The organism is Amycolatopsis sp. MtRt-6, assembly GCF_017308975.1.
Lineage (GTDB): Bacteria > Actinomycetota > Actinomycetes > Mycobacteriales > Pseudonocardiaceae > Amycolatopsis.
Window position 1 is genome coordinate 73,047 of sequence record NZ_JADWPD010000016.1, and the last position, 25,152, is coordinate 98,198.

The following is a 25,152-nucleotide window of genomic DNA, read 5'->3' on the forward strand; positions in this document are numbered from 1 at the left end:
GGGGCTTGGGAGCTGGGGTCAGCGGCCGGGCCAGTGCCAGGCGGGGCGGTCCAGGAGGCCCTGGCCGGCCACCTTCGTCTCGCCGTACTCCTTCTCCAGCTCGACCGTGCCCACGTCGGTGATCGCGGCGAGGGCGCGGATCAGCGGCTGGGCGTGGGAGACCACCACCAGCTGGGTCTCCTTGGCCGCCGTCGCGATCAGGGTGGCCAGCGCCGGCAGGAGGTCCGGGTGGAGGCTCGTCTCCGGCTCGTTCAGCACCAGCAGCTCCGGGGGGCGCGGGGTGAGCAGCGCCGCCACCCACAGCAGGAAGCGCAGCGTGCCGTCCGACAGCTCCGCCGCCGACAGCGGGCGCAGCAACCCGTGCTGGCGCAGCTGGACCGACAGCAGGCCGTCCTGGGAGGCCACCTCCACCGTCGAGCCCGGGAAGGCCGCGTCGACCACTTCCGCGAGGTCGTCGGCCCGGCCCACCTCGATGATCGTCTGCAGGGCCGCCGCGAGGTCGGCGCCGTCGTGGGACAGCACCGGGGTGCGGGTGCCGATGCGGGACTGGCGGGCCGGGGCGTCGGCGTCCGTGCGGAAGTGGTCGTAGAAGCGCCACGACCGGATGCGTTCCCGCAGCACCAGCAGCTCGGGACAGGCCCGCGGGTCCGCGAACTCGCTCAGCATGCTGTCCGTCAACCGGATCTTGAACCGTTCGTCGCCCCAGGCGCCGGAGGCGACGCGGGTGCGCACCGACGGGCCCGCGCGGTCCGCGAGCAACGCGGCCGTCCGCAGGACCGGCCCCGACCACACCGCTTCCCGCTTGAACTCCGGGTCGAGGTTGAACAGCGTCGCGCCCGGCACCGGCAGGCCCAGGTCGAGCGCGTAGCCGAAGTCGTCGCCCGAGAAACCGAGCCGTAGCCCGACGGCCTTCGTGTGCACCTTGCCCTGTACTCGCGTGGTGCCCCGGCGCACGCCGTTCTCCGGGCCGGCCCAGAGCGTCGACGGGAGCCCGCCCTCCCGGGCCAGCGCCGCCACGGCGCCGTTGCGGGACGCGTCGGCCAGCAGGCGCAGCGCCCGGTACAGGCTCGACTTGCCGCTGCCGTTGGGTCCGGTGACGACGGTCAAACCGGACAGCGGCAGCACCAGGTCACGCAGCGAGCGGTAGTTCGCGACGGCCAGCGTGGTGAGCATGCCCCGAACTTAGCGCCCCAAGGTGGCCTTCGGTGCGTTGAACGCACCCAAGGCCGCCTTGGGGCGCTTCGGCTCGGCGTCACCTGACCGGCATCGTCACTTCGTAGACGCGGACCGGGGCCTTGCGGGCGCCGGTGAAGCCGTTGGCCCACAGGGATTCCACCTTGGCGGCTTCCTGGGCGTTCGGGTTCGCGTTGGTGCACGACGGGCCGGGGCCGCCGCCGGACATCAGCTCCGAGCACGGGCCTTCGTAGTGGTCCGGCAGGCCCAGCGCGTGGCCGGTTTCGTGGGCCGCGATGCGGGTCTTGTCGTACTGCTGGGCCTGGGTGTAGTCGATGAAGATCGTGCCGCTGCCGTGGCCGTCGGTCTGGGCGTACGAGCCGCGCGGGTCGTTGCCCTCGGTGTAGCGCAGCGACGCGCCCGAGGAACGTTCCTGGAGCTTGACGTTCGACACCTTCGCGTTCCAGTTGGCCGCGCCCGCGTTGATCACCGAGCGGAAGCTGGGTGCTCCCGAGGTGTCGTAGTAGACGATCGTGGCCGCTTCCGGGGCCGCGAGGGCCGGGGCGGCGGTCAGCGGGGTCACGATCATCGCCAGTGCGGCGGCGCCGGGCAGCAGGTATTTCCGGGACATCGGGACGACTCCTTGCCGTGGGGAATTTGCCAGGTATGCGCGCGCTGGGTGTCGAACTTACGGAATCGCCCGGCGTTTGTGACCCGACTTTCGTACCGGCTTGGGGCCGTTCGGCTCAGTTGACCGGATTCGCCAAGGGGATCTCGTCCTCGCCGAGCCAGGACCCGCGCCACGCCAGGTCGCCCCTGGCCAGGGGTTTCCCGCAGCTGTCGCACTTCGCGCCGGGCCGGGTGGGCTGCCCGCAGCGCGTGTGGACCAGTGTCGTCGGCCCGGCTTCCGAGGAAGTGTGGGCGTGTCCCCAGGTGCCGAGGGCGTGCAGGACCGGCAGGGCGTCCGAGCCGGCCCGGGTGAGGCGGTACTCGTGCCGGGTGCGGCCGCCGTCGCGGTAGGGGAGCTTCGTCAGCAGGCCGCGGTCGACGAGCTTGGCCAGCCGGGTGGTCAGCACGTTGTCGGCGATGCCGAGCTGGCTGCGGAAGTCCTCGAAGCGGGTGGTGCCCGCGGTGGCGTTGCGCAGGATCAGCAGCGTCCACGGCTCGCCGAGGACGTCGGCGGCGCGGGCGATCGGGCAGGCGGCGTCCGCCCAGGTGATGCGACGGCTCATCGTGTGATCCCTTCGACCTGACTTGCTCGGAGCAAGTTTACGCCGTAGGGTCGGCCGTAGCTAGCTTGCAACGAGCAAGCCAGGTGCGAGAGGAGCTCGTCATGGACATCACGGGTGCGGTGGCACTGGTCACCGGGGCGAACCGGGGACTCGGCCGTCGCTTCGCGGAGGCGCTTGTGGAGCGCGGCGCTGCCAAGGTGTACGCGGCTGCGCGGAATCCGGAGTCGATCGACCTGCCGGGGGTGGTCCCGCTGCGGCTGGACGTCACCGATCCGGCGTCGATCCGTTCCGCCGTGGCCGCCGCGGGCGACGTCACGCTGCTGGTGAACAACGCCGGTTCGTCGACCGGGGCGTCGCTGCTGGGTGGGTCCCTCGAGGACATCCGGCTGGAGATGGACACGCACTACTTCGGCACCCTCGCCGTGACGCGCGAGTTCGCGCCGGTCCTCGGGCGCAACGGCGGCGGCGCGGTGCTCAACGTGCTGTCGGTGCTTTCCTGGTTCACCGCGCCGCAGGTGGCGGCCTACTCGGCGGCGAAGTCGGCGGCCTGGTCGCTGACCAACGCGCTGCGCCTGGAGCTGGCACCGCAGCAGACGCAGGTGACGGCGCTGCACGTCGGGTACATGGACACCGACATGGCCAAGGGCGTCGACGGCCCGAAGAGCGACCCGGCCGTCGTGGCGGGGCTGGCGCTGGACGGTGTCGCGGAAGGGCGCTTCGAGGTGCTCGCCGACGACGTCAGCCGGAACGTGCGGGCCGGGCTCGCCGCCGACCTACCCGCGCTGTACCCCGCGCTGGTTTCCTGAAGGCGTTTTCCGTACCCCGGAATACAGCGCTGTCCGCCGCGGGCGTATGAATAGGCGGGTGGTCGAACGCGTCGAAGCGGGAATGGGTCGGACGAGAAACCGCTGGGGCGAAGGCGAACGGTTGCGCGGCGAGATCCTGGCCGCGGCCGGCCGGTTGCTGGCCGAGCTCGGGGGCGAGGACGGGCTGACGATCCGCGGCGTCGCCCGCGCCGTCGGCATCGCCCCGGCGAGCATCTACCAGCATTTCTCCGATCGTGCGGAATTGGTCCGCGGATTACTCGACCACGAATACGCCCGGCTGCGGGATTCGATGCGCGCGGCGGAGGAGTCAATCGGCGAAACGGACGTGGTCGGCCGCGTCCGGGCGCAGATTCACGCGTACTGCGCGTTCGCGATGGAGAACCCGGGCCATTACCGGTTGATGCTGGCGAACGGCGCGTCCGACCTGGCGCCCGGCACCCGGCCGACGGGCCCGCTCCTGGACGTGATCGACCGGCTGACGGCGGGCTTCGAGCGCTGCGTCGAGGCGGGCCACGAGCTGCGCGTGACCCCGGGCCGCGCGGCGGCGGTGGTGTTCGTCGGTGCGCACGGGCGGGTCGCGCTGTTCCACAGTGCCCTGAACCGCTCCGGGGCGGAGCTGGTGGAGCCGTTCGTGGACGAGCTGGTTTCGCTCGTGTTCAAGTGAGCGGCTTGCGCATGAGGGTGCAGGTGGTCTCGTAGCGGCGGATCGAGCCGTCGGGAGCGACTTCGTCCCAGCCGTCGGGTTCGGTGCCGTAGGCGACGTAGCCGAGCCGCTTGTACAACGCGCGGGCACGCGGGTTCTCGACTTCGACGCCGAGTTCGGCGTGGGCCAGCCCCAGCGCTCGGATCCGCTCCTCGGCGGCCAGCAGCAGCGCGGTGCCGATGCCGCACGACTGCAGGGCGGGGTGCACGGCCAGCTGCCCGATGGTGCCGGCGCCGGCGGTCTTTCCGTAGTCGATCAGTCCTTTGCCGATGGGGAACCCCGACTTCGCCACGCACGCGACGAGGTAGTCGGCGTCGTCCCGGCGGAGCTCCCGGGCGACGTGCTCGAGGTGCAGGCGGGAGCCGGACCAGTCGCAGTGGGGCAGGTCGGCCTCGGTGAGGTCGCGGATGAGCAGGGGAACCACGATTTCGGTGCGCACGGCGGCACGCTACCCCCGTTCACAGCGCCCGCTGGGCCGCGTCCAGGTTCTTCGCCAGCCAGGCCGACACGAACCGCTCCCGGTTCGTGTCCGTGTCCTGCCGCGGGACCATCTCCGCCAGCATGATCAATCCCAGGTACACCCGGTACAATGTCAGCCGTCGCCGGGCGGGTGCGTCGAAGCCTCCCGTGCCGTAGCCCTCCAGCAGGGGCGCGTCCAAGTCGTGGAACAACGTCAGTGAGACGAACTCCGCCACCGGGTCGCCCCAGAACGCTCGCTCGGCGTCGATGATGCCCGACACCCGGCCGCCGTCCAGGAGGATGTTGCCGTCCCACAGGTCGAAGTGGACCAGGACCGGTGTTTTCACCAGCTCCAGCAGGGGCTCGTGGCGGCGTACCAGGTGGGCGATCTCCGCCGCCGGGCGCGGCAGGCGCACGCGATACCGGACGGCGTCGGCCAGGATCGCGTCCACCATCGCGCTAAACGCCGAAAACCACGTCGGGTGCAGGGGGTCCTGGAGGTAGCCGAACCCGGTGCCGGTCGTCTCGTGCAAGCCGGCCACGATCGCGCCCAGCTCGGCACGCAGGTGCGGGCCGGTGCCGGGCGTGCGGTTCCACGGCTCGCCCGGCACCTCCGTCATCAGCAGGAACCCCGGCCCCGCCCCCACCACCGACGGGAGCGGCCCGGACGCCAGCCGGTAGTACTCCGCCTCCGTCGCCAGCAGGTCGTGTTCGTACGTGAGGCCGGGGCCGGACGGCGCGATCTTGAGCACCAGCCGCCGTCCGTCCGCCAGCCGCACCCGGACCGCCCGGTTGTACGTCCCGCCGCCGAGGTCCTCGGCCGTCACCACCGCGGCCGGGTCGATGCCCGCTGCCGTCAGCTCCCCTTCCATGCGGCCGAGTCTTCCAGCTTTTCCGCCGCGTCGGCCAGATCCTCCGGCGTCGGGGCGTCGTCCTGGGTCAGGCTGCGGCGCCAGTACCCCGTGAACTCGACGGCGCTCTTGGCCAGGCCGCGCTCGCCGACAAGGTGCCTTCGCAGCGAACGCACCATGCCCGCTTCGCCCGCCAGCCACGCCGCCGGCCCTTCGGGCAGCGTCGCGCCGCGCACCGCCGCCAGGAGCGGGCTGCCGTGCTCGGCGCCGTCCCGGTGCAGCCAGCGCACCTCGCCGGGCAGCGGCTGCTCCTCCGCCGCGTCCGCGACCTCGATGAACACCAGCGCGTTGTCCACTTCGGACAGAATCGACGCGATGGCCGGGATCGCCGTCTCGTCGCCCGCGCACAGCAGGGTGTCCGCTGTGGACAGCGGACGCCGGTACGCCGGGTCCGGGCCGTACCGGCCGAGGACGTCACCCACGGCCGCCCGGGCTGCCCACGCGGTGGCCGGCCCCGCCGGACCGGAGTGCAGCACGAAGTCGACGTCGATCGTGTCGCCGTCCCGCGCGCGCACCGTGTAGCTGCGCATCACCGGGCGTTCGTCCTCCGGAATCGCCAGGTACGCCTGGTACCAGCGCATGACGTCGTCGTCGGCCGACGGTAGCCGCACCGCCCGTCCCGGTGGCGGGAACAGCAGCTTGAGCTGCTGGTCGGGCCACGACTCGAGGGAATCGAGCCCGTCGCCGGTGAAGGTCACGCGCACCACTCGCGGCGTCACCCGCCGCACCGCCGTCACTTCGAGCAGACCGGTCGGTTTCACGGCTTCCCCAGGTATTCGCGCAGGTGACGGGCGGTCAACGTCGAGGCATCCGCGACGAGCGCGGCCGGTGTGCCTTCGAAGACGACCCGGCCGCCGTCGTGGCCGGCGCCCGGCCCGAGGTCGATCAGCCAGTCGGCGTGGGCCATCACGGCCTGGTGGTGCTCGATGACGATCACCGTGTTGCCCGCGTCGACGATCCGGTCGAGCAACGCCAGCAGCTGGTCGACGTCGGCCAGGTGCAGCCCGGTCGTCGGCTCGTCGAGGATGTAGGTCGACCCGCGTTCGGCCATCCGGATCGCCAGCTTGAGCCGCTGCCGCTCGCCGCCGGACAGCGTGGTCAGCGGCTGTCCGAGCGTGAGGTAGCCGAGGCCGACGTCGGCGAGGCGGTCGAGCACCGTCCGCGCGTTGCCGCCGGTGAAGAACTCGCGCGCCTCGGCGACGGACATCGCCAGGACCTCGCTGATGTTCTTGCCCCGCAGCTCGAAGGTGAGCACCTTCGGCGTGAACCGCCTGCCCTCGCACTCTTCGCAGACCGACGCGACCCCGGCCATCATCGCCAGGTCCGTGTAGATCACGCCGAGGCCCTTGCACTTCGGGCAGGCGCCCTCGGAGTTGGCGCTGAACAGACTGGCCTTGACGCCGTTGGCCTTGGCGAAGGCGGCGCGGATCGGGTCGAGCAGGCCGGTGTAGGTCGCCGGGTTGGACCGGCGGGACCCGCGGATCGCCGACTGGTCGACCACGACGACGTCGTCGCGGTGGGCCAGGGAGCCGTGGATCAGCGACGACTTCCCGGAGCCGGCCACCCCGGTGACCACGGTCAGCACGCCGAGCGGGACGTCGACACTGACGTCACGCAGGTTGTGCAGCTTGGCCCGGGTGATCGAGACGTGCCCGGTGGGTTGGCGTACCTGGGAGCGCAGCGTGACCCGGTGGTCGAGGTGCCGGCCGGTGAGCGTGCCGGACGCGCGCAGGCCGTCGACGCTGCCGGTGTAGCAGAGCCGCCCGCCCGCGGCACCCGCGCCGGGGCCGAGGTCGACGACGTGGTCGGCGATCCGGATCGTCTCCGGCTTGTGCTCGACGACCAGGATCGTGTTCCCCTTGTCCCGCAGGCAGAGCAGCAGGTTGTTCATCCGCTCGATGTCGTGCGGGTGCAGCCCGACGGTCGGCTCGTCGAAGACGTAGGTGACGTCGGTGAGGCTGGACCCGAGGTGGCGCACCATCTTCACGCGCTGCGCCTCGCCACCCGAGAGCGTCGCGGATTCGCGGTCGAGGGAGAGGTAGCCGAGGCCGATCTCGACCAGCGAGTCGAGGGTGTCGCGCAGGTTGCCCAGCAGCGGCCGGATCGACGGCGCGTCGAGGTGCCGCACGAACTCGGCGAGGTCGCTGATCTGCATGGCCGCGCAGTCGGCGATGTTCCGGCCCTCGATCTTGGCCGACAGCGCGGCCTGGTTGAGCCGGGCGCCACCGCACTCGCCGCACGTCTTGAACGTCGCCGCCTTCTCGATGAACGCCCGCAGCTTCGGCTGCAGGGACTCGACGTCCTTGTGCAGGTAGAGCCGCCGGACCTTCACGGCGAGGCCTTCGTAGGTGACGTTGGTCTTGCCGACCTTCACCTTGCAGGAGTCCTTGTGCAGCAGGTCGTCGAGCTGCTGTGGCGTGAAGTCGCGGATCTTGGCGTCGGGGTCGTAGAAGCCGGAGGAGAGGTAGGTCTGCACGTACCAGGTGTCCGGCGTGAAGCCCGGCACCTGGATCGCGCCTTCGTTGAGGGAGAGGTCGAAGTCCAGCAGGGCGTCGACGTCGAGGTCGGACACCCGGCCGAGGCCTTCGCAGGCCGGGCACATGCCCTCGGGCAGGTTGAAGCTGAACGCGCCGGACGTGCCGACGTGTGGTTCGCCGAGCCGCGAGAAGGCGATCCGCAGCATGGCGTAGGCGTCGGTCGCGGTGCCGACCGTCGAGCGCGAGTTGGCGCCCATCCGCTCCTGGTCGACGACGATGGCCGCGCTGAGGTTCTCCAGCAGGTCGACGTCCGGGCGCGACAGGCTCGGCATGAACGACTGGAGGAACGCGCTGTAGGTCTCGTTGATCAGCCGCTGGGACTCGGCCGCGATGGTGCCGAAGACCAGGGACGACTTGCCGGAGCCGGAGACGCCCGTGAACACCGTGAGCCGGCGCTTCGGGATGTCCAGGTCGATGCCGGTCAGGTTGTTCTCCCGGGCCCCCCGGACCTCGATCACGTCGTGGGTGTCGGCGGCCCGCCTGGGTGAAGTCATACCGTCCTTCTTGATACTTTAGGCTGTAAAGTGATTATCGATCGTACAATACTTTAGGGTGTAAGGAGTCGGCAAGGTGGTCGTCTTCGCGGGTCAGGGCGACGCCCGGCGGTCCATGGAGCTGCTGTGGGGGCCGCGCGTGGTGGCGCCGCGCACCGGCCCGGGCCCCAAGCCGGGCCTGTCCGTCGAGGCGATCGTCGGCGCGGCGATCGAGATCGCGGACGCCGAGGGCATGGCGGCGCTGTCGATGCGCTCGGTCGGCGAGCGGCTCGGCCGCACGGCGATGGCGCTGTACACGTACGTGCCGGGCAAGACCGAGCTGGTCGACCTGATGTACGACCGGACCCTGGGCGAACTGCCGTCGTCGTTCTCGGCTGCCGATGGCTGGCGGCCGGCCGCGTTGGAGCTGGCCGGCGCGCTGTGGGACCTGCACCTGCGGCACCCGTGGCTGCTGCAGGTCTCGCCGGCGCGGCCGGTGCTCGGGCCGGGGGAGTTCCACGTGCAGGAGACACTGCTGTCCGTCCTGGCGTCGACCGGGTTGCCGCTGTCCCGCGTCCGGTGGGTGGTGGCGGCGCTGTTCAACGTCGTCCGCGGCTCGGTCCAGGCGGCGGCGGAGTCGCGGCAGGCCACCCGGGAGACGGGACAGTCCGAAGAGGACTGGTGGTACGCGCGGTCGGCGTTGCTCGGCGAGCTGGCCCCGGACCTGCCGGCGCGGTTCCCGACGGTGGCCCGGCTCGGGGAGGAGGGCGAGTACGAGGCGTCCGGCTCCGAGGAGCCCTACCTGGAGCGCGAGGCCCGGCTGTCGTTCGAGGCGGGCTTGGAACTGCTGCTCGACGGCGTCGAGGCGGCGATCGTCAAGGCTTCCGGGCCTCGATGAGGAACCGGGTCGTGCGGGCGGCGAACGGGCCGTCGTGCTCGATGCGCTCGTGCAACTCGCGCAGCTTGTCCCGGTACCGTTCGACCGTGAAGTCCGGGACCATCCAGATCACCTTGCGCAGGAAGTAGACCACCGCGCCGATGTCGAAGAACTCGGTGCGCAGCGACTCCGCGCGCAGGTCCACCACCTCCAGGCCCGCGCGGGTGGCCGCCGCCACGGCGTGGTCCGGGTGACGGCTGTTGCGCGCGTCCTCGGGTTGGGGGCCGAGGAAGAACTCGACCAGCTCGAACACACTCGCCGGGCCGACCTGCTGGGAGAAGTACGTTCCGCCGGGACGCAGGACGCGGGCGATCTCGTGCCAGTCCGTCGTCACCGGGTGGCGGCTGGAGACCAGGTCGAACACGCTGTCGCGGAAGGGGAAGCCCGCGGTGGCCACGATCTCGGCCCCGCGTGGCCGGAGCCGGGCCGCGGCGCGCGCGATGTTCGGCGGCCACGACTCGGTCGCGATCATGACCGGCGGCAGGGCCGGGCAGCCGTCGAGGACTTCGCCGCCGCCGGTTTCCAGGTCGAGGGCTGCCCGCACGCCGCCGAGCCGGGTGCCCAGCAGCCGTTGGTAGCCCCACGAAGGACGGGCCTCGGTGGCGCGGCCGTCGAGCCAGGAGAAGTCCCAGCCGTCGACCGGAACTGCCGAAGCCTCGGCCACCAGGTCGTCGAACATGCCTCGATCGTCACAAAGCGGGCGGCGGCCCGCCACCCGATTTCCGGACCGGCGGGGGAGGGACCGGTTTGGCGAGCGCGACCGCGTCGAACGCCACCACGACCGGGCCGCGCCGGGTCTCGACCGTGCACGTCGTCTCGTCACGGGCGACGAGGTTGCCGAGCGCGTCGGTGAAGCCGTCGTCGATGCGGTAGCGCACCACGACGCGCGTGCCGAGCGGCAGCTCGCGCAGCAGCTTCACAGGCGCGCGCTCAGCTCTTCGTCGGACGGCTCGACCAGGAACGAGCCGTCGTCCCAGACGATGGTCGGGATCCGGCGGGCGCCGTCCTGCAGCTCGCGGACGCGGCGCTCGGCGTCCGCGTCGGCCTCGACGTCCACGTAGGCGTATTCGACGCCTTCGCGGTCGAGCAGTGCGCGGCTGCGCTTCACGTCCGGGCACCAGCTCGCGCCGTAGACCGTCAGCTTCACGGGACTCCCTCCGCTACCGGGTGGACCCCGAGTATCGCCTCCGCCGGGGCAGCGCCGTTCAGTGACCCGCGGGGAGCAGGGCCGAGATGCGCAGCGACGACGTCCCGATGCCGGTGGGCCCGCCGAAGACTGGAGCCGCCATCGGGTGGTAGCCCAGCTCGGGCTCCGTGTAGCGGCCGGTGTTCTCGTGCCAGTGCACGATCCCGGCCAGCCAGTCGCGCAGTTCCCGGACGAAGCCGAGCAGCGTCTCCTCGGTGGCTTCGTCGCGGTACAGGGCAGGCAGCTCGGTCGCCGCCACGTGGTCGAACTCCGCCAGGCGGGCGTGGATCAGGTCGGTCACCACCTCGGACGCGCGGTCCTCCGGGCAGTCCAGGAAGTTCCGCACCACCAGCACCGCGTTGTGCAGCTCGCCTTCGTACCGGATCTCCTTGCGGTAGGAGTAGAGGTCGTTGGCGAGGCTCGCGACGTCCGCCGCCGCGTGCTCGAGCGTCTGCACCGGGCGCGTGCGGTGCAGCTCCGGCGGCAGGGAGCGGTCGCGCGCGAGGCTCATCGTGAGGTCGGCGCCGAACGTCCGGCGCCGCATCTCGACGTAGTCGATCGGGTCGGGGATGCGGTTCTGCGCCTGGTTCGCCAGCTCCCAGAGCCAGCTCGACGTCATCGCCTCGACCGCCCGGCGCACGGCGGGCCGGCGCTCCGCCGTGGTGCGCGGCCAGAGGTCGGCCAGGCCCGCTTCCAGCGGTGTCGTCGGCGTGGGCATCGGCGCGCCGTCCGCCGGCATGAACGCCGGCAGGCGGAAGTTGGCCGCCTTCGCGCCCGCGAGGTCGCGGGTCGCGCCGAACACGAGGGGGTAGTGGTCGTCGGCGTAGGTGCGCCAGGTGAGCCAGCCGCTCGTGACGTCGAGGGCGTCGGCCGTCGCGTCCGGGTGGATGCCCGCCGCGCACAGCGGCAGGTCGGCGGCGCGCAGCTTCCGCTCGTCCCACACCACGCCGTCGAGGAGGCCCGTGCGCCGCGCCCAGTCGACGTTGCGGGCGCGGGCCTCGGCGAGGTGCGGGCTGAGCCGCGGCGGCCCCGGCAGGTCGAGTGCCGGGCGCGGCACGCCGGCCGCGGAGAACGGCGTCGAGCTGTAGGCCCGCAGCCGTTGCGGCGCGGTGTCGATGACCGACGCGAAGATCCGTGCGGCGGAGGTGCCGAAGCCGGGAGTGCCGGACACGGCGCCTTCGTTCATGTACCGGCTGGACCGCAGGTGCCATTCGTGCCCGCCGGACTGCCAGTCCTGCAGGCCCTTGACGTAGGCGAACGTCGCCGCGCGCGCGGCCGGGTCGACGCAGTGGTCGGCGAACAGCGCGGGCACCTCGGTGAGCGCGGTGTGCTCGAACTGGTGCAGCCGCGAGGTGATCAGGTCGTTGACCGCGTCGGCCGCCTGCTGCGTGCTGAGCCCGAGGAATTTCTCGAACACGAGCACGCCGTTGGACAGCTCGCCCTCGTCCCGCACCTCGCGCTGGTAGGAGAACAGGTCGTTGCGGAGGTGGACGCTGTCGGCGAAGCAGTCGCGCAGGACCTCCATCGGGCGGGACGCGGCGATCTCGTCGGGCACCTCGGCGTGCACCGAGTGCTCGACCAGGTTCGCCGACCACGGTGCGCCGCCGACCTTCCGCCGCATCTCGACGTACTCGATCGGGTTGGCGAGCCGGCCTTCGTTGATGTTCGCCAGTTCCCACAGCGATTCGTCGAGCAGTGCCTTCGTGCTTCCGGCGAACCGGCGCCGCCAGCCCGCCGAGCGGTGCGGGACCGTCCGGGTCCACAGGTCGGCGAGGCCGCGCTCGACCGGGTTTTCCGGGGTCGCGGTGATTTCGCCGTCGACGGGCATGAACAGCTCGAGGCGGTCGAGGTACGTGCGGGCGTTGCCGATGTCGCCGGTGCGCTTGTACAGCTCGAGGAAGTGGTCGTCGAAGTAGAAGACCCAGACGTACCAGTCGGTGATGAGGTCGAGCTCCCCGGCGCCGGCGTCGGGGTGGGTGTAGGCGCAGAGCAGCGCGTAGTCATGGGAGTCGAGGTCGTGCTCGGTCCAGATCACCGTGCCGTGCTGCGGCACGTCGATCATGTCGAACTCGCGCGCCCACGCCTTGCTGTGCTCGCGCGCCCGGTCCAGGTGCGGGTTCAGGCGCGCCGGGTGGGGCATGTAGAACTCGGGGAGGACGAACGGCTGATCGGGCACCCCGCGAGGCAACCAGCCGGTCGCGGTGTCCGCCAAGGGGAACAGCCGCGAAGCACACGAACGGGACGGGCGCTTCCCCCGGCCGGCCCAGCGACGGGCCCGGCCCGATCGGCACGCGGTGGCGGGCCGTCGCACGATGGGGTATTGCGAGAGGAGAGCCGATGACCGACGAAAACCGGGTGGTCGACAACCCGGACGAGAGCCGCTACGAGCTGTGGGCGGGGGAGAAGCTGGCCGGGATCGCGCAGTACGACCGGCGCGGCGAACTCACGGTGTTCACCCACACCGAGATCGACGACGCGTTCTCCGGCCAGGGGCTGGGCAAGGTCCTGGCCGCGGGCGCGCTCGACGACGTCGTCGCCCGTGGCGGGACGATCGTGCCGGTCTGCCCGTTCATCGCCGGGTACCTGGCGAAGAACCCCGGCTACGAGGACCACGTCCGCCGGCCGCGCGAGTAGGTCGTTCGGGGCGGTCTGCGGGGTATGTCCGGTTCGATTGGTTATTAACCAACCTTCGTCGGTGGTGCGTTGGTTGCTTGGCAACGAAAGTGAGCCGCGCAGACTTCGAACCGGCAAACCTGGAGGAAGTTGATGACTCCCCGGAAGACCGCCCTGAAGACCTTCGCCGTCCTGTCGGCCGCCGCGCTGACGGCGGGCGTGTGCTCGTCGGCGGCCACCGCGTCCCCGCTGGCCTTCGCCGAACTGCAGGCCAACGCCATCTCCGGCGCCACCCAGGTGGCGAACGCCCTCGGCGCCGCTTCCGGCGGCATCTACCTCGAGCACGGCACGGCCGTCGTGAACGTCGTCGACGACGCCGCGATGCGGCAGGTGCAGGCCGCCGGCTTCACCGCGAAGAAGGTCAAGCACACCTTCGCCGCGCTGACCGGTGTCAAGAACCAGCTGGACGCGGTGAAGAACGTGCCGCAGACCGCGTGGGGCATCGACACCAGGACCAACCAGGTCGTGGTGAAGGTCTACGACGCGGCCAGCAAGGTGACCGCCGACAAGGTCTCCGCGGCCGCCGCGAAGTACGGCGACGCCGTCCGCGTCGAGCACCGCACCGGCAAGCTGGAGCTGTACATCAAGGACGGCGACGCGATCCAGAACAGTCAGGGCCGCTGCTCGCTCGGCTTCAACGTGACGCGCGGCGGCTCGCCGTTCCTGCTCACCGCGGGCCACTGCACCAACCTCGGCGGCACCTGGTCCGGCGGCGACGTCTCCGGCGCGCAGGTCGTCGAAAGCGACTGCCCCGGCGCCGACTCCGGCCTGCTGACCCGCCCGAACGGCACCGGGCCCGGCGAAATCAACACCGGCCAGAAGATCACCAGCGCGGCGACGCCGACCGTGGGCGAGCAGATGCAGAAGCAGGGCTCGACCACCGGCGGCGGCAGTGGTGAGGTGACCTCGGTCGACGAGTCGGTCAACTTCGACGTCGGCGTGCTCAACCACGAGTTCGGCACCACCGCGCACACCGACCACGGCGACTCCGGCGGCCCGGCGTACGACGGCTCGAAGGGCCTCGGCACGCTGTCCGGCGGCGACACCCAGACGAGCTACTTCTACCCGCTCACCCTCGAGTTGCAGGCTTACGGCCTCCAGCTCGCCTGATCCTGGGGTGGAGGGCCGCTCACTTCCGTCGGGGGAGGTGAGCGGGCCCTCGGTGCGTCAGGCTTCGAGCCGCCGCGCCCGGTACACGGCGTCGATGTGGTGGCCCTCGCCGCGCGTCTCGCAGGTCTCGACCACCCACTTCCACGGGTCGCCGAGGTAGCCGGTGATCTCCTCGGGCTCGAAGTACAGCTCCTCCGGCGGCTTCTGGCCGTCGAACTGCCGCATGGCCTTCGGCGAGTGCCCGACGACCAGCAGCGAGCCACCCGGCCGGATCGCCGCCGCGGCCGCCGTGAAGACGTCGCGGCGCAGGTCCGGTGGCAGGTGCATGTACTGCGCCGAAACCAGGTCGTACCGCGCTTCCGGCCGCCACTCGAGGATGTTGCGGTGCAGCCAGTTCACCGTCACGCCCGCCTCGGCGCCGGCTTCCTCGGCGCGGGCGAGCGCGGTGGTCGAGATGTCGACACCGTCGACCGTCCAGCCCTGCTTGGCCAGCCAGATCGCGTCGCCGCCTTCGCCGCTGCCGAGGTCGAGGGCGTGCCCGGGTTTGAGGCCTTCGACCTCGGTGCGCAGGTTGGCGTTGACGTTCCCGCTCCAGATCCGGTGCTCGTCACGCTGGTACAGCGCTTCCCAGAAGTCCTGCTTGAGCATGGCGTCGACGGTCATCGGGTGGTCGTGGGACATGGTTCCTCCTCAAGGACGTCCTCCGAGCATGCGGACAACGTCCCCGCGAAGGCAAACCCTGTTGCCGGTTTGGCAACTGTGGTCGATCGTGTGCCGCTCGGCGGGAAAACCCGGTGGGGCGCCGGGCTCCTCGGCGAAGATGGCGGCATGAGCGAACAGCGGGAAATCGTGGTCACCGGAGGCGGCACCGGCATCGGGCTGGCGATCGCCGCCCGGTTCGCGGCGGCGGGCGAGCGGGTGACCGTCACCGGGCGGCGCGCGGACGTCCTCGAAGCGGCGGCGGAAAAGATCGGTGCCCGGGCGGTGGCCTTCGACGCGAGCGACCCGGCCGCGGTGCAGGCGGCGCTGGTGGACCTGCCGGCGCGGGTGGACGTCCTGGTCAACAACGCCGGCGGCAACACCGATCGCGTCCGGGAGGCGCCCGCGGCCGGCGACCTGAAGGGCCTCGCCGACGCGTGGCAGGCGAACTTCGAGGCCAACGTGCTTTCCGCCGTGCTCGTCACCGCGGCGCTGAAGCCGCGCTTCGCGGACAACGTGCGCGTCGTGACTCTCGGCTCCATCGCGGCGAAGCAGGGCTCAGGTTCGTATGGCGCGGCGAAGGCGGCGATCGAGGCGTGGAACACCGACCTCGCGCGGCAGCTGGGCGCGGCGGGGACGGCCAACGTCGTCGCGCCGGGCGTCGTCCTCGACACGGAGTTCTTCCACGGCACGCTGACCGAAGAATGGCTGGCGGAGCGGCTTTCGGTGGCGCTCAACGGGCGCGCCGGCCGGCCGGAGGAAATCGCCGGCACCGTGCGGTTCCTGGCGGCGCCGGAAGCCGCGCACCTCACGGGCCAGGTCGTCCACGTGAACGGCGGCGCGTACGGCGCCCGCTAGGCCAACCGGGTCGCAACTGCGGCGCGCGGCCGCCGTCGTCTCCATGGTGGAAGGGTCAGAGACCACCGGAAGAGAGAGGTGATCCGCCGTGACGGCCGCACCCGCAACCCCGGCCCTCCCGACGACCCGGCCGGCCGGCTGCCCGTTCGACCCGCCCGGGAACTACGCCGCCCTCAGGGAAACCGCGCCGACGTCGAAGGTGCGCTGCCCGGCGGGCATGGACGCGTGGCTGGTGACGCGGTACGCCGACGTCCGCGCCGTGCTCGCCGACCGCACGATGAGCTCGCGCGGCGCGTCCTCGGTGCACATGAACCCGAACGCGGACCTCGACGAGGAAGTCAGCCCGGGCTCGATCATCCAGCTCGACGGCGCGGCGCATTCCCGGCTGCGGAAGAAGGTGATCGCGGAGTTCACCGTGCGGCGCGTGGAGGCGTTGCGCTGGTACGTCCAGGGGCTGGTGGAAAGCCACCTCGACGCGATGCTGGCGAAGGGGGCGCCGGCCGATCTGGTGCAGGACTTCGCGTTGCCGATCCCGTCGCTGGTGATCTGCGAGCTGCTCGGCGTTCCGTACGCCGACCGTTCGCGATTCCAGCAGCACAGCGCGACGCTGGTGAGCACGGACGCGACGCGCGAGGAAGGCGAGCAGGCGTACGACGCGCTTTCTGGTTATCTGGGCGACTTGTTCACGGCGAAGCAGCGGAATCCGCAGGATGACCTGTTCAGCAGGCTCATTTCCGGCGGTGCGTCCGACCCGCTCACAATGGAGGAGCTCGTCGTCCTCGGGCTGAGCCTCCTGGTGGCCGGCCACGAGACGACGGCCAACATGATCGCGTTGAGCACGTTGGTGCTGCTGGAGCACCCGGACCAGCGTGACATCGTGCTGGCCGAGCCGGAGCGCGCGGTGGAGGAACTGCTGAGGTACCTGTCGGTGGTGCAGTGGGGCGTCCTGCGCTACGCGACTTCGGACGTCCAGGTCGGCTCCCGCTCGGTCCGCGCCGGGGAGTGGCTGGTGGCGGCGTTGAACTCGGCCAACCGCGACGAGACGGTGTTTTCGGGAGCGGACAAGCTCGATTTCGATCGCGAGTCGCCGCGGACGCACGTTGCGTTCGGCTTCGGGGCGCACCAGTGCGTGGGGCAGCAGCTGGCGCGGGTGGAGCTGCAGGAGGCGTTGACGGGATTGTTCCGGCGGGTACCGGATTTGCGGGTGGCCGTGGCACGGGAGGAGCTGAGGTTCAAGCACAACACGCTCGTGTACGGGGTGCGAGAGCTGCCGGTCGCCTGGGGGTGAAAATGCGGGCTGACCTTGTGAGGAGTGCCATGACAGCTCGTCGTCTCTGGGCGGCCGTGGAGCCACTGCACGCCGTCGTCTACTTCGCGCCCGAGACGGCCGAAGCGGCGAAGGCGGCCGGCCTGCGTGGTTACTGGATGGGCTACTTCGCGGGGCGGCTGGCGCCGCTGGGCCCGATCGGTCCCGGGCCGGCGACGGCGGTGCTGTTCGGCTTCGCGCCGTCGATGGTCGCGCGGGCGTTGCCGGACGCCTGGTCGTTCGCCGCGCCCGACGCCGTTCTCCGCTCGCGGCTCGCTGCCGTTTCGGCGGCGCTCGGCCGAGTTGCCGGTGACGTCTCGGAACTGAGCGCGCTCCTGTGGCGGGCGGTGGACGCGTGCGCGTTCGACGGCCGTCCGCTCGCCGCGGCGTGGGCGGCCGTGCCGGCGCCGGAAGATCCCCTGGCCCGGCTGTGGCTGGCGGCGACCATCCTGCGTGAGCACCGCGGCGACGGCCACGTCCTGGCCGCGGTCCACGCCGGGTTGGGCGGCTTGGAGACCACCCTCACCCACATCGGTGACGGCGTGATCAGCCGGGCGGACATCCAGCCCCACCGCGGCTGGCCGGACGCGGAGTGGGACGCCGCCGCGGACCGGTTGCGGGCCCGCGGAATCCTCGACGCCGGCGGCGGCCTGACCGTCGCCGGCCGCGAGCTGCGCCGCCGGATCGAGGACGACACGGACCGGCTCGCGGCGGCGCCGGTGGCCGCGCTGGGTCCCGACGTCGAGCGGCTGCTGGCGCTGGCGGTGCCGCTGAGCCGGGCGATCGTCGACAGCGGCCTGGTCACCGTGCCGAACCCGGTGGGTGTCCCGCGGCCCTGAGTGTGTCGATTCCGGGCGCGGTCGTTCGACGCACCGGTGAACGCACCCGGACATCGGAGGACTCCATGACGTTGCTCGCCGGCAAGAACGCGATCATCTACGGCGCCGCGGGGCGGATCGGCACGGCCGTCGCCACCGCCTTCGCCGGGGAAGGCGCGCGGGTGTTCCTCGCCGGCCGCACCCCGGCGCGTCTCGACGAGCTGGCGGGCCGCATCCGCGCGGCGGGCGGCCACGCCGAGACGGCGGAGGTCGACGCCCTCGACGAGCGGGCGGTGGACGAGCACGCCGCGGCCGTGGGCACGATCGACGTCTCGTTCAACCTCATCGGCCACGGCGACGTCCAGGGCACGCCGCTGGTGGACATGACCCTCGCGGACTACGAACGCCCGGTGGTGACGGCCGTGCGCACCCAGTTCCTGACCGCCCGCGCGGCGGCCCGGCGGATGATCGCCCACGGCCGGCCCGGCGCGATCCTGTTCTTCGGGGGCGAGGGTGATCCGGTGCGCGAGTTCGCGGTCGGCGGGCTGCAGGTGGCGTTCCACGCGCTCGAGGCGATGCGCCGCCAGCTCGCCGCCGAGCTCGGCCCGCACGGGATCCGCACGGTGACGCTCCGGACGGGCGGCATCCCGGAGACGCTCCCGGCGGAGATCCCGGGCCGGGCGGAGATCGAGGAGAGCATCGCGGGCAAGACCATGCTCGGCCGCGCGGCGACCCTGGCCGACGTCGGCGCGGTGGCGGCGTTCGTCGCCTCGGACCGGGCGGCCGCAATGACGGCGGCGACGGTCAACGTCAGCTGCGGCGCCCTGGTCGACTAGCTGTTCTGCCGCGGGGAGCGCGGGCCCGCGCCGCTCCGGACGGCTCACGAGCGCCCCAATGTGGCCTTGGTTGCGCTCAACGCACCGAAGGCCACATTGGGTGCGTTGGGCGCACCGAAGGCCACATTGGGTGCGTTGGATGCACCGAAGGCCACATTGGGGCGCTTCGGCGGGCGGGCAGGCGGACCCGCCGCGGGAAGCGGGCCAGGATCTCAGCGGGACCCTTCGCGCTGCTCCACCACCAGCCGCTGGTGCCGGGCCGCGCGTACCCGGTCGCCGCAGGTGGTCGAACACCAGCGGCGGCGGGCGTGCTCGCGCAGGAAGTACCGGATGCAGCCGTGGGCCTCGCACGGGCGGATCAGCGGGCCGAACTCGCCGCTGACCACCTCGATCGCGTTGCGCGCCAGGGCCGCCACCGCCGCGTCGAGGGTGCCCGGCCGGGTGCTGTGCCACGCGCTCGACGGCCCGTCGCGCCAGGTCAAAGCCAGTGCGGCGCCGTCAGCGCGGGCCGCCGCGTTCACCGTCTCCACGACCGCCGCCTCCGGGGCGCGGCCCTCGGCCAGCGCCGCCAGCAGCTCGCGGACCGCCGCCCGGAGGTCCGTCAGGCGGCTCAGCGCGGCCGCGTCGGTGACGTCCGCCGCCAGCCCGTGCCCCCGCAGCCAGTCCGCGGCCGCGGCGGGGGTGGCGAGGTCGTCCGCCGCCACGCGCCGGGTGTTGACCAGCGCCAACGCCGGTACGCGGTCTTCGCCGGGTGCCGTCGTGACCATGTCCGCCTCCCGAAGTTCGTTCCCCCAGTTTCCCCTGACCGTTGACAGCCTACGTCGTCTCATGGATAACTATAAGAATAACCATGAGAGGAGACCGCCATGGTCACCGTCCACCACCGCTACGCCACCGTCGCCGGGCACCGGCTGTTCTACCGGGAGGCCGGCCCCGCCGACGCACCCACGATCGTGCTGCTCCACGGCTTCCCGACGAGCTCGCACATGTTCCGCCACCTCATCCCGGCACTGGCCGACCGCTACCACGTCGTCGCGCCGGACTACCTCGGCGCGGGCGCGTCCGACGCGCCGCCGGCCGGCGAGTTCACCTACACCTTCGACGCGCTCGCCGACCTCACGCTCGGCCTGCTCGACCAGATCGGCCTCGGCCGCTTCGCGCTCTACATCCAGGACTTCGGCGCGCCCGTGGGCCTGCGCATCGCGGCCGCGCACCCCGGCCGGGTGACCGCGATCGTCACGCAGAACGGCAACGCCTACGTCGACGGCCTGGGCGCCGGGCTGACGCAGAAGCTGGCCGCCGGCACCCTGACCGAGGAGGACCTGAACGGCGTGGTCACCCTCGAAGCGACCAAGGCGCAGTACCTCGACGGCGTGCCCGACCCGTCGCTGGTCAGCCCGGACGTCTGGATCCACGACCAGGCCTTGCTGGACCGGCCCGGCGCCGCGGCGATCCAGCAGGCGCTGCTCGCGGACTACCACCACAACATCGGCCTGTACCCGAAGTTCCACGAGTACTTCCGCGCCAGTCAGGTGCCGCTGCTGGCCGTCTGGGGCGGCAACGACGAAATCTTCGTCGCCGACGGTGCCCGTGCCTACGCCCGCGACCTGCCCGACGCCGAAATCCACCTGCTCGATTCCGGCCATTTCGCACTAGAGACGCACCTGGACGCGATCGCCGGGTACATCCGGGGTTTCCTCGGGCGCGTGCTGCCGGGCTGACCGCGCCGGGCGTCGGCGGGGTCAGCGCCAGCCGTCGTCGCCGAAGCCGAGGGTCACCGGGCCGCGGCGGATGCCCGCCACCGTCTCCGCCGGCAGGACCTCGTCCAGGAACGCGTACTCCGGGCTGCGGGTTCGCGCGTGCCACTGGGCGATCTCGTGCCAGCCCGGTGCCGCCAGCGCGCCGCCGAAGTGCTGGACCGACAGGCTCGCCGTCAGGCACGCGAACCGCAGCCGCTCCACCAGCGGCCAGCCCGTCAGCGTCGCGGCCACGAAGCCCGCGCCGAACACGTCGCCCGCGCCCGTGGCGTCCAGGACGTCCACCGGGAGGGCCGGGACTGCCGCCGTCTCGCCGGTCGTCCCGTCCACCGCCAGCACGCCGTCGCCGCCGCGGGTGATCACCGCGATCGGGACCAGCTCCGCGAGCGTGGCCAGTGCCGCTTCCGGGGTGTCCGTGCGGGTGTAGCGCATTGCCTCGATCTCGTTCGGCAGGAACGCGTGGCAGCACGCCAGCTGCTCCAGCAGCGCGGGCGACCAGGCCTCCGACGGATCCCAGCCGACGTCGGCGAACACGAGGCTGCCCGCCTGGTGCGCCGTGTGCACCCACTCGGCCGTGTCGAGTCCGATGTGGGCCACCGTCGCCCGGCTCGGCGGCGGCGAACCGGCGAGCTCCGCGACCGGGACGGGCGGCGGGTGGCCGTGGGTGACCATCGCGCGGTCGCCGGCGTAGGCCAGCGAGACCGTCACCGGCGAATGCCACTCCGGGAACCGCCGCGACCGCGACAGGTCGATGTGCTCCTGCCCGCCCAGCACGTCCCAGCAGTAGCGCCCGTAGACGTCGGTGCCGAACGCCGCCGCCAGCGACGTCCGCAGGCCGAGGCGGCTCAGCGCGACCGCGAAGTTCGCGATCCCGCCCGGCCCCGAGCCCATGCCGCCCGTCCACACCTCCGTGCCCGGGGCCGGCGGGTGTTCGAGCCCGGTGAACACCAGGTCGAAGAACAACAAGCCGGACAGGAAGACATCGATGTCGGGTGCGGGCTCAGCCGGCACGGGCGCCTCCAGGGGATCACGCAACGGTGGCCCGAGCCTGCGTCAGCGGCGCGAGAATCGCAAGAGCTGGGCCCTTTCGGCCACGGATAGCGTGAATCCGGCTGCTAGGGTCGCCGGATGAGGCTGGCGATCCTCGGCGGCGGCGGGTTCCGCGTGCCGCTGGTGCACGGCGCGCTGCTCGACGGCGGCGGGGTCACCGAGCTCGTTCTGCACGACGTCGACGCCGGGCGGCTCGCGGCGATCGAACGGGTCCTGGCCGAGCAGGCCGCCGGGGCCGCGGCGGCGCCGCGCGTGCGCACCACCACCGATCTGCGCACCGCACTGTCCGATGTGGATTTCGTGTTCTCCGCCATCCGCGTCGGCGGGCTGCGCGGACGGCGGCTGGACGAACAGATCGCGCACGCGGAAGGCGTGCTGGGCCAGGAGACGGTGGGCGCGGGCGGGATCGCCTACGGGCTGCGGACGGTTCCGGTCGCCGTCGCCCTCGCGCGGCTGGCCGGCGAGGTGGCGCCGCGCGCGTGGGTCATCAACTTCACCAACCCCGCCGGGCTGGTCACCGAGGCGATGGCCGCGCACCTCGGCGGCCGGGTGATCGGCATCTGCGACTCGCCGGCCGGGCTGTGCCGCCGCGTCGCCCGGGCCCTCGGGATCGACGCGGCGGCGGGGAAGTTCGGCTACGCGGGGCTCAACCACCTGGGGTGGCTGCGCTCGGTCCGCGTCGGCGGCGAGGACGTCCTGCCGCGGCTGCTCGCCGACCCGGACGCGTGCGAGTCGTTCGAGGAGGGCAAGCTCTTCGGCGCCGGGTGGCTGCGCACGCTCGGTGCGATCCCCAACGAATACCTGCACTACTACTATTTCGCCCGTGAGGCGGCCGGTCCGGAGTCGCGCGGGGCGTTCCTGCTGGAGCAGCAACGCGATTTCTACGCTGCGCCCTCCCTGGCGTCGTGGGAGCGCACGCGCTTGGAGCGCGAAGCGACGTACATGGCCGAAACGCGCGAAGGCGAGCGAGACGATCTCGAGGGCGGCGGCTACGAGAAGGTCGCGCTGGCCTTGATGCGCGCCCTCGCCCACGACGAGCGTACGACGCTGATCCTCAACGTCCGCAACGGTTCCGCGCTCCCCGGCGTGCCCGGGGACGCGGTCGTCGAAGTGCCGTGCGAGGTCGGCGCCGGCGGCGCCCGCCCGCTCGCCGCCGCACCCCTGCCCGACTACGCGCTGGGCCTGGTGACGACGGTCAAGGCCGTCGAACGGGCGGTGCTCGAAGCGGCGACGACGGGTTCGCGGGCCGCGGCGCTGAGGGCGTTCGCGCTGCACCCGCTCGTCGGCTCGGTGCCGGTCGCCCGGCGGCTGCTCGACGCCTACGTCGCCGCGCACCCGGAACTCGCCTACCTCGGCTAGACCGTGGCCATCGCGTTGAACTCCGCTTCGGCTTCCCGCGCGGTGTAGAGCTCCCAGGCCTTGCCGGCGATGTCGTCGGGATCGAGCGTGCCCACGTCGAAGCCGTGGTCCTGCGCGGTGAAGGCGCGGTGGATGTCGCCGCGCTCGATCAGGCCGCCGATGGTCAGGAGCCCGGCGTGGACACCGGTTTCCCGCAGGGCCGCGTGCAGCGTGAGCACGTACATCCGCAGCGCCGCCGACGCCGGGGCCAGGCTGCCGAGCATCGGCATCGGGTACTTGCCGCTCAGGCCGCCGGCGAACAGCAGCGAACCCGAGCCGCGCGCCAGCATGCCCGGCAGCACGGCCTCGACCAGCCTCGCCGCCGGGGCGACGACCGCGTCGAACGACGCGCGCAGGGTGCCGGCGCCGGCTTCGGTGAGGGGCGTGAGGCCGGGACCGCCGGTGGCGTCGGCCGGCCCGAAGTACACCGTGTCGATTTCCCCGGCATCGGCCGTGATGCGGACGAGCACGTCGCGGAGCCGGGATTCGTCGGTGACATCGGCCGTGTAGGTGAGGGCGTGGACGCCGGACAGCGACGTGCGGTAGTCCGCGTGGCGGGCGTCGCTGCGGGAAACCAGCGCCGTCGTGAACCCTTCGCGGCCGAACCGGTGGGCGACCGACAGGCCGAGCCCGGGACCGACGCCCAGGACGGCGAGCACTTTCGGCAAGGCAACCTCCTCAACTTGAGTGTTTCCTCAAGTTAGCCATAAAGTGAGGACGGCGTCAACTTGTCGGTCGGTGGTCCACAAAGGACATTGCACGGGGGTGCGGCCGTCCGGGCGGTTTCCGGCGTCCGGACGGGTTTTCCGGGGGTCGCCGCCTTCCGCGACGGCGGAAGCGGCGCTCATCATCGGCGGCATGACCGCTGTGTATCCCGCCGCGAAGGACCACCCCGCCGTCCCGATGGGGGAGATCTACGCCGGCCACCCGCCGGTGTCCCGGGTCGCGTTCCCCAGTGGGCACGAAGGCTGGCTGGTGACGCGCTACGAAGACGTCCGCACGGTGTTTTCCGACCCGCGGTTCAGCCGCAACCTGCTGTACCCGGGTGCGCCGTGCCTCATCGAGCCGGGTGATTTTTCGACCGGCGAGCACAGCATCCTCAACATGGACCCGCCCGACCACACGCGCCTGCGGCGGCTGTCGGCGCAGGCGTTCACGGTCCGCCGGATCGCCGCGTTCCGGCCCCGGATCGAGCAGATCACCGACGAGCTCCTGACGGCGATGATCGCGCACGGCCCGCCCGCGGACCTGGTCGAGGAGTTCGCCTTCCCGCTGCCGACGCTCGTGATGTGCGAGCTGCTCGGCGTCCCGTTTTCCGGGCGCGAGCGGTTCCGGCGGTGGTCGCGCGTGATCGTGACACCGATGCAGCACACGCCGGCCGACGTCGAGCAGGCCCGCCGCGACGGCGCGGCGGACATGGGAGCGCTGGTGGCGGAGAAGCGGGCGCGCCCGGCCGACGACTTCCTGAGCGCGCTGGTGCACGCCAGGGACGAGGACGGCGACCGGCTCACCGAGCCGGAGCTGATCGACCTCGCGACGCAGCTGCTGCTCGCGGGTCACGAGACGACGGTCAGCCTGATCGGGTGCGGGGTGGTCCTGCTGTGCCGGCACCCGGAGCAGCTGGCGGCGTTGCGCGCGGATGCCTCGCTGACGCCGGGAGCGATCGAGGAGATCATGCGCTTCGACGGCCCGGTCGACTCGTCGTTGCTGAGGGTGGCGCTGGAGGACGTGTCGCTGAGCGGGGTCCTGGTGCGGCGCGGCGAGGCGGTGCTGGCGCACGTCGGAGCGGCGAACCGCGACGAGAACGCGTTCCCGTCGGCGGCCGAGTTCGACATCCGCCGCAAGGACGCGCAGCAGCTGGGCTTCGGGCACGGAATCCACTTCTGCCTGGGCGCGGCACTGGCCCGGATGGAAGGGGAGATAGCGCTGCGGGCGCTGGTGGACCGGCTGCCGGGGCTGGCGCTGGCAGTCCCGCCGGAGACGATCACCTGGCGGCCGCCGCTGTCGGTGCGCGGGCCGGAGGAGGTCCCGGTGACCTGGTCGGCCTGAGGCTGAAGGCTTGCGTTGCGGCCGGCAGGGGCGGCATGGTCGGGGCTGTGCGCCGAATGCCCGTTCCCGTTGGGACCACCGGCCCAGCAGGATCGGCCGTGACTGCTCCACTCGGGTAGAACCTGTTCCAGTTCTGCGCTCCGGGCGGAGACCATGTCCC

General features: G+C 72.0%; 27 protein-coding genes. 12 read left to right on the forward strand and 15 right to left on the reverse strand.

All coding sequences use genetic code 11. The features are described 5' to 3' along the window. Nucleotides 1–18: 18 nt before the first annotated feature. The 3 genes from I4Q55_RS25810 to I4Q55_RS25820 all read right to left on the reverse strand — a co-directional run bounded on the left by I4Q55_RS25810 (nt 19) and on the right by I4Q55_RS25820 (nt 2,405). The gene (locus I4Q55_RS25810) at nt 19–1,173 is read right to left on the reverse strand and encodes an AAA family ATPase (RefSeq protein WP_206791180.1); all 1,155 of its coding nucleotides are present in this window, start codon (nt 1,171–1,173) and stop codon (nt 19–21) included. A gap of 79 nt (nt 1,174–1,252) precedes the next feature. Beyond that, nucleotides 1,253–1,804 (reverse strand): snapalysin family zinc-dependent metalloprotease, encoded by a 552-nt coding sequence (locus I4Q55_RS25815; RefSeq protein WP_206791181.1) that lies wholly within the window; start codon nt 1,802–1,804, stop codon nt 1,253–1,255. 115 nt (nt 1,805–1,919) lie between these two features. After that, entirely contained in the window at nt 1,920–2,405 is a 486-nt protein-coding gene (locus I4Q55_RS25820; RefSeq protein WP_206791182.1) for a helix-turn-helix domain-containing protein, read from the reverse strand. A 101-nt stretch (nt 2,406–2,506) separates the two neighbouring features. Between I4Q55_RS25820 and I4Q55_RS25825 the strand changes: the two genes are divergently transcribed. Both I4Q55_RS25825 and I4Q55_RS25830 read left to right on the forward strand, forming a co-directional pair. Then, nucleotides 2,507–3,211 carry an SDR family oxidoreductase gene (locus I4Q55_RS25825; protein WP_206791183.1) on the forward strand — a complete coding sequence of 235 codons (705 nt, stop codon included), beginning with the start codon at nt 2,507–2,509 and terminating at the stop codon, nt 3,209–3,211. An 82-nt stretch (nt 3,212–3,293) separates the two neighbouring features. Then, nucleotides 3,294–3,896, forward strand: coding sequence for a TetR/AcrR family transcriptional regulator (locus tag I4Q55_RS25830; RefSeq protein ID WP_206791184.1), 603 nt, complete (start codon nt 3,294–3,296; stop codon nt 3,894–3,896). On the opposite strand, the gene I4Q55_RS25835 is transcribed toward I4Q55_RS25830, so the two are convergent. The 4 genes from I4Q55_RS25835 to I4Q55_RS25850 are packed head-to-tail and all read right to left on the reverse strand — an operon-like array spanning nt 3,889 to nt 8,336. Next, nucleotides 3,889–4,374, reverse strand: coding sequence for an N-acetyltransferase (locus I4Q55_RS25835; RefSeq protein ID WP_206791185.1), 486 nt, complete (start codon nt 4,372–4,374; stop codon nt 3,889–3,891). The two genes, I4Q55_RS25830 and I4Q55_RS25835, sit on opposite strands and share 8 nt — an antisense overlap. A gap of 19 nt (nt 4,375–4,393) precedes the next feature. Further along, entirely contained in the window at nt 4,394–5,266 is an 873-nt protein-coding gene (locus I4Q55_RS25840) for a phosphotransferase family protein (RefSeq protein ID WP_206791186.1), read from the reverse strand. Further along, nucleotides 5,251–6,066, reverse strand: coding sequence for a siderophore-interacting protein (locus tag I4Q55_RS25845; RefSeq protein WP_206791187.1), 816 nt, complete (start codon nt 6,064–6,066; stop codon nt 5,251–5,253). The genes I4Q55_RS25840 and I4Q55_RS25845 overlap by 16 nt, the downstream gene beginning before the upstream one ends. Next, a complete protein-coding gene (locus I4Q55_RS25850; RefSeq protein WP_206791188.1) occupies nt 6,063–8,336 on the reverse strand; it encodes an excinuclease ABC subunit UvrA in 2,274 nt (757 codons plus the stop codon). Before I4Q55_RS25850 ends, I4Q55_RS25845 begins: the two co-directional genes overlap by 4 nt. Nucleotides 8,337–8,412: 76 nt before the next feature. On the opposite strand from I4Q55_RS25850, the gene I4Q55_RS25855 reads away from it, so the two are divergent. Next, the gene (locus I4Q55_RS25855) at nt 8,413–9,213 is read left to right on the forward strand and encodes a TetR/AcrR family transcriptional regulator (protein WP_206791189.1); all 801 of its coding nucleotides are present in this window, start codon (nt 8,413–8,415) and stop codon (nt 9,211–9,213) included. On the opposite strand, the gene I4Q55_RS25860 is transcribed toward I4Q55_RS25855, so the two are convergent. From I4Q55_RS25860 to I4Q55_RS25875, 4 genes are read right to left on the reverse strand one after another with little or no spacing between them, the layout of a single operon-like run. After that, nucleotides 9,191–9,931 carry a methyltransferase domain-containing protein gene (locus I4Q55_RS25860; protein WP_206791190.1) on the reverse strand — a complete coding sequence of 247 codons (741 nt, stop codon included), beginning with the start codon at nt 9,929–9,931 and terminating at the stop codon, nt 9,191–9,193. The two genes, I4Q55_RS25855 and I4Q55_RS25860, sit on opposite strands and share 23 nt — an antisense overlap. 10 nt (nt 9,932–9,941) lie before the next feature. Continuing rightward, a complete protein-coding gene (locus I4Q55_RS25865) occupies nt 9,942–10,172 on the reverse strand; it encodes a ferrous iron transport protein A (protein WP_206791191.1) in 231 nt (76 codons plus the stop codon). Next, entirely contained in the window at nt 10,169–10,399 is a 231-nt protein-coding gene (locus tag I4Q55_RS25870; protein ID WP_206791192.1) for a glutaredoxin domain-containing protein, read from the reverse strand. Before I4Q55_RS25870 ends, I4Q55_RS25865 begins: the two co-directional genes overlap by 4 nt. Nucleotides 10,400–10,457: 58 nt before the next feature. Next, the gene (locus I4Q55_RS25875) at nt 10,458–12,578 is read right to left on the reverse strand and encodes a germacradienol/geosmin synthase (protein ID WP_206791355.1); all 2,121 of its coding nucleotides are present in this window, start codon (nt 12,576–12,578) and stop codon (nt 10,458–10,460) included. Nucleotides 12,579–12,775: 197 nt separating this feature from the next. On the opposite strand from I4Q55_RS25875, the gene I4Q55_RS25880 reads away from it, so the two are divergent. Next, nucleotides 12,776–13,072 (forward strand): GNAT family N-acetyltransferase, encoded by a 297-nt coding sequence (locus I4Q55_RS25880; protein WP_206791193.1) that lies wholly within the window; start codon nt 12,776–12,778, stop codon nt 13,070–13,072. A 132-nt stretch (nt 13,073–13,204) separates the two neighbouring features. Further along, nucleotides 13,205–14,221: a S1 family peptidase gene (locus I4Q55_RS25885; RefSeq protein WP_206791195.1), complete on the forward strand. Its 1,017-nt coding sequence runs from the start codon at nt 13,205–13,207 to the stop codon at nt 14,219–14,221. A gap of 57 nt (nt 14,222–14,278) precedes the next feature. Here I4Q55_RS25885 and I4Q55_RS25890 read toward each other — a convergent pair whose 3' ends face one another. Beyond that, nucleotides 14,279–14,902, reverse strand: a complete 624-nt coding sequence (locus tag I4Q55_RS25890) for a cyclopropane-fatty-acyl-phospholipid synthase family protein (RefSeq protein WP_206791197.1) — start codon at nt 14,900–14,902, stop codon at nt 14,279–14,281. A gap of 147 nt (nt 14,903–15,049) precedes the next feature. Between I4Q55_RS25890 and I4Q55_RS25895 the strand changes: the two genes are divergently transcribed. The 4 genes from I4Q55_RS25895 to I4Q55_RS25910 all read left to right on the forward strand — a co-directional run bounded on the left by I4Q55_RS25895 (nt 15,050) and on the right by I4Q55_RS25910 (nt 18,738). Next, nucleotides 15,050–15,778 carry an SDR family oxidoreductase gene (locus I4Q55_RS25895; protein WP_206791200.1) on the forward strand — a complete coding sequence of 243 codons (729 nt, stop codon included), beginning with the start codon at nt 15,050–15,052 and terminating at the stop codon, nt 15,776–15,778. Nucleotides 15,779–15,866: 88 nt separating this feature from the next. After that, complete coding sequence (locus I4Q55_RS25900) at nt 15,867–17,066, forward strand: cytochrome P450 (protein WP_206791202.1); 1,200 nt, start codon at nt 15,867–15,869, stop codon at nt 17,064–17,066. 29 nt (nt 17,067–17,095) lie between these two features. Then, complete coding sequence (locus I4Q55_RS25905; protein WP_206791203.1) at nt 17,096–17,923, forward strand: hypothetical protein; 828 nt, start codon at nt 17,096–17,098, stop codon at nt 17,921–17,923. Between the two features lie 65 nt (nt 17,924–17,988). Then, nucleotides 17,989–18,738, forward strand: coding sequence for an SDR family NAD(P)-dependent oxidoreductase (locus tag I4Q55_RS25910; RefSeq protein ID WP_206791204.1), 750 nt, complete (start codon nt 17,989–17,991; stop codon nt 18,736–18,738). 212 nt (nt 18,739–18,950) lie between these two features. Here I4Q55_RS25910 and I4Q55_RS25915 read toward each other — a convergent pair whose 3' ends face one another. Further along, nucleotides 18,951–19,505, reverse strand: coding sequence for an ABATE domain-containing protein (locus I4Q55_RS25915; RefSeq protein WP_206791205.1), 555 nt, complete (start codon nt 19,503–19,505; stop codon nt 18,951–18,953). A 99-nt stretch (nt 19,506–19,604) separates the two neighbouring features. On the opposite strand from I4Q55_RS25915, the gene I4Q55_RS25920 reads away from it, so the two are divergent. Continuing rightward, the gene (locus tag I4Q55_RS25920; RefSeq protein ID WP_206791206.1) at nt 19,605–20,459 is read left to right on the forward strand and encodes an alpha/beta fold hydrolase; all 855 of its coding nucleotides are present in this window, start codon (nt 19,605–19,607) and stop codon (nt 20,457–20,459) included. 21 nt (nt 20,460–20,480) lie between these two features. Here I4Q55_RS25920 and I4Q55_RS25925 read toward each other — a convergent pair whose 3' ends face one another. Further along, nucleotides 20,481–21,506, reverse strand: a complete 1,026-nt coding sequence (locus tag I4Q55_RS25925; RefSeq protein WP_206791207.1) for a carbohydrate kinase family protein — start codon at nt 21,504–21,506, stop codon at nt 20,481–20,483. Nucleotides 21,507–21,623: 117 nt separating this feature from the next. Between I4Q55_RS25925 and I4Q55_RS25930 the strand changes: the two genes are divergently transcribed. Next, nucleotides 21,624–22,904, forward strand: a complete 1,281-nt coding sequence (locus I4Q55_RS25930; protein WP_206791208.1) for a 6-phospho-beta-glucosidase — start codon at nt 21,624–21,626, stop codon at nt 22,902–22,904. On the opposite strand, the gene I4Q55_RS25935 is transcribed toward I4Q55_RS25930, so the two are convergent. Further along, a complete protein-coding gene (locus I4Q55_RS25935; RefSeq protein ID WP_307793314.1) occupies nt 22,901–23,602 on the reverse strand; it encodes an SDR family NAD(P)-dependent oxidoreductase in 702 nt (233 codons plus the stop codon). The genes I4Q55_RS25930 and I4Q55_RS25935 overlap by 4 nt on opposite strands. 199 nt (nt 23,603–23,801) lie before the next feature. Between I4Q55_RS25935 and I4Q55_RS25940 the strand changes: the two genes are divergently transcribed. Then, nucleotides 23,802–24,992, forward strand: a complete 1,191-nt coding sequence (locus I4Q55_RS25940) for a cytochrome P450 (protein WP_206791211.1) — start codon at nt 23,802–23,804, stop codon at nt 24,990–24,992. Nucleotides 24,993–25,152: the final 160 nt, after the last annotated feature.

Bases quoted from the DNA above. Each gene is read 5' to 3' on its own strand.
- I4Q55_RS25810 (WP_206791180.1), bottom strand. From the start codon at position 1,173: ATGCTCACCACGCTGGCCGTCGCGAACTACCGCTCGCTGCGTGACCTG.
- I4Q55_RS25815 (WP_206791181.1), bottom strand. From the start codon at position 1,804: ATGTCCCGGAAATACCTGCTGCCCGGCGCCGCCGCACTGGCGATGATC.
- I4Q55_RS25820 (WP_206791182.1), bottom strand. From the start codon at position 2,405: ATGAGCCGTCGCATCACCTGGGCGGACGCCGCCTGCCCGATCGCCCGC.
- I4Q55_RS25825 (WP_206791183.1), top strand. From the start codon at position 2,507: ATGGACATCACGGGTGCGGTGGCACTGGTCACCGGGGCGAACCGGGGA.
- I4Q55_RS25830 (WP_206791184.1), top strand. From the start codon at position 3,294: ATGGGTCGGACGAGAAACCGCTGGGGCGAAGGCGAACGGTTGCGCGGC.
- I4Q55_RS25840 (WP_206791186.1), bottom strand. From the start codon at position 5,266: ATGGAAGGGGAGCTGACGGCAGCGGGCATCGACCCGGCCGCGGTGGTG.
- I4Q55_RS25850 (WP_206791188.1), bottom strand. From the start codon at position 8,336: ATGACTTCACCCAGGCGGGCCGCCGACACCCACGACGTGATCGAGGTC.
- I4Q55_RS25860 (WP_206791190.1), bottom strand. From the start codon at position 9,931: ATGTTCGACGACCTGGTGGCCGAGGCTTCGGCAGTTCCGGTCGACGGC.
- I4Q55_RS25875 (WP_206791355.1), bottom strand. From the start codon at position 12,578: ATGCCCCACCCGGCGCGCCTGAACCCGCACCTGGACCGGGCGCGCGAG.
- I4Q55_RS25880 (WP_206791193.1), top strand. From the start codon at position 12,776: ATGACCGACGAAAACCGGGTGGTCGACAACCCGGACGAGAGCCGCTAC.
- I4Q55_RS25885 (WP_206791195.1), top strand. From the start codon at position 13,205: ATGACTCCCCGGAAGACCGCCCTGAAGACCTTCGCCGTCCTGTCGGCC.
- I4Q55_RS25890 (WP_206791197.1), bottom strand. From the start codon at position 14,902: ATGTCCCACGACCACCCGATGACCGTCGACGCCATGCTCAAGCAGGAC.
- I4Q55_RS25895 (WP_206791200.1), top strand. From the start codon at position 15,050: ATGAGCGAACAGCGGGAAATCGTGGTCACCGGAGGCGGCACCGGCATC.
- I4Q55_RS25905 (WP_206791203.1), top strand. From the start codon at position 17,096: ATGACAGCTCGTCGTCTCTGGGCGGCCGTGGAGCCACTGCACGCCGTC.
- I4Q55_RS25910 (WP_206791204.1), top strand. From the start codon at position 17,989: ATGACGTTGCTCGCCGGCAAGAACGCGATCATCTACGGCGCCGCGGGG.
- I4Q55_RS25915 (WP_206791205.1), bottom strand. From the start codon at position 19,505: ATGGTCACGACGGCACCCGGCGAAGACCGCGTACCGGCGTTGGCGCTG.
- I4Q55_RS25920 (WP_206791206.1), top strand. From the start codon at position 19,605: ATGGTCACCGTCCACCACCGCTACGCCACCGTCGCCGGGCACCGGCTG.
- I4Q55_RS25930 (WP_206791208.1), top strand. From the start codon at position 21,624: ATGAGGCTGGCGATCCTCGGCGGCGGCGGGTTCCGCGTGCCGCTGGTG.
- I4Q55_RS25940 (WP_206791211.1), top strand. From the start codon at position 23,802: ATGACCGCTGTGTATCCCGCCGCGAAGGACCACCCCGCCGTCCCGATG.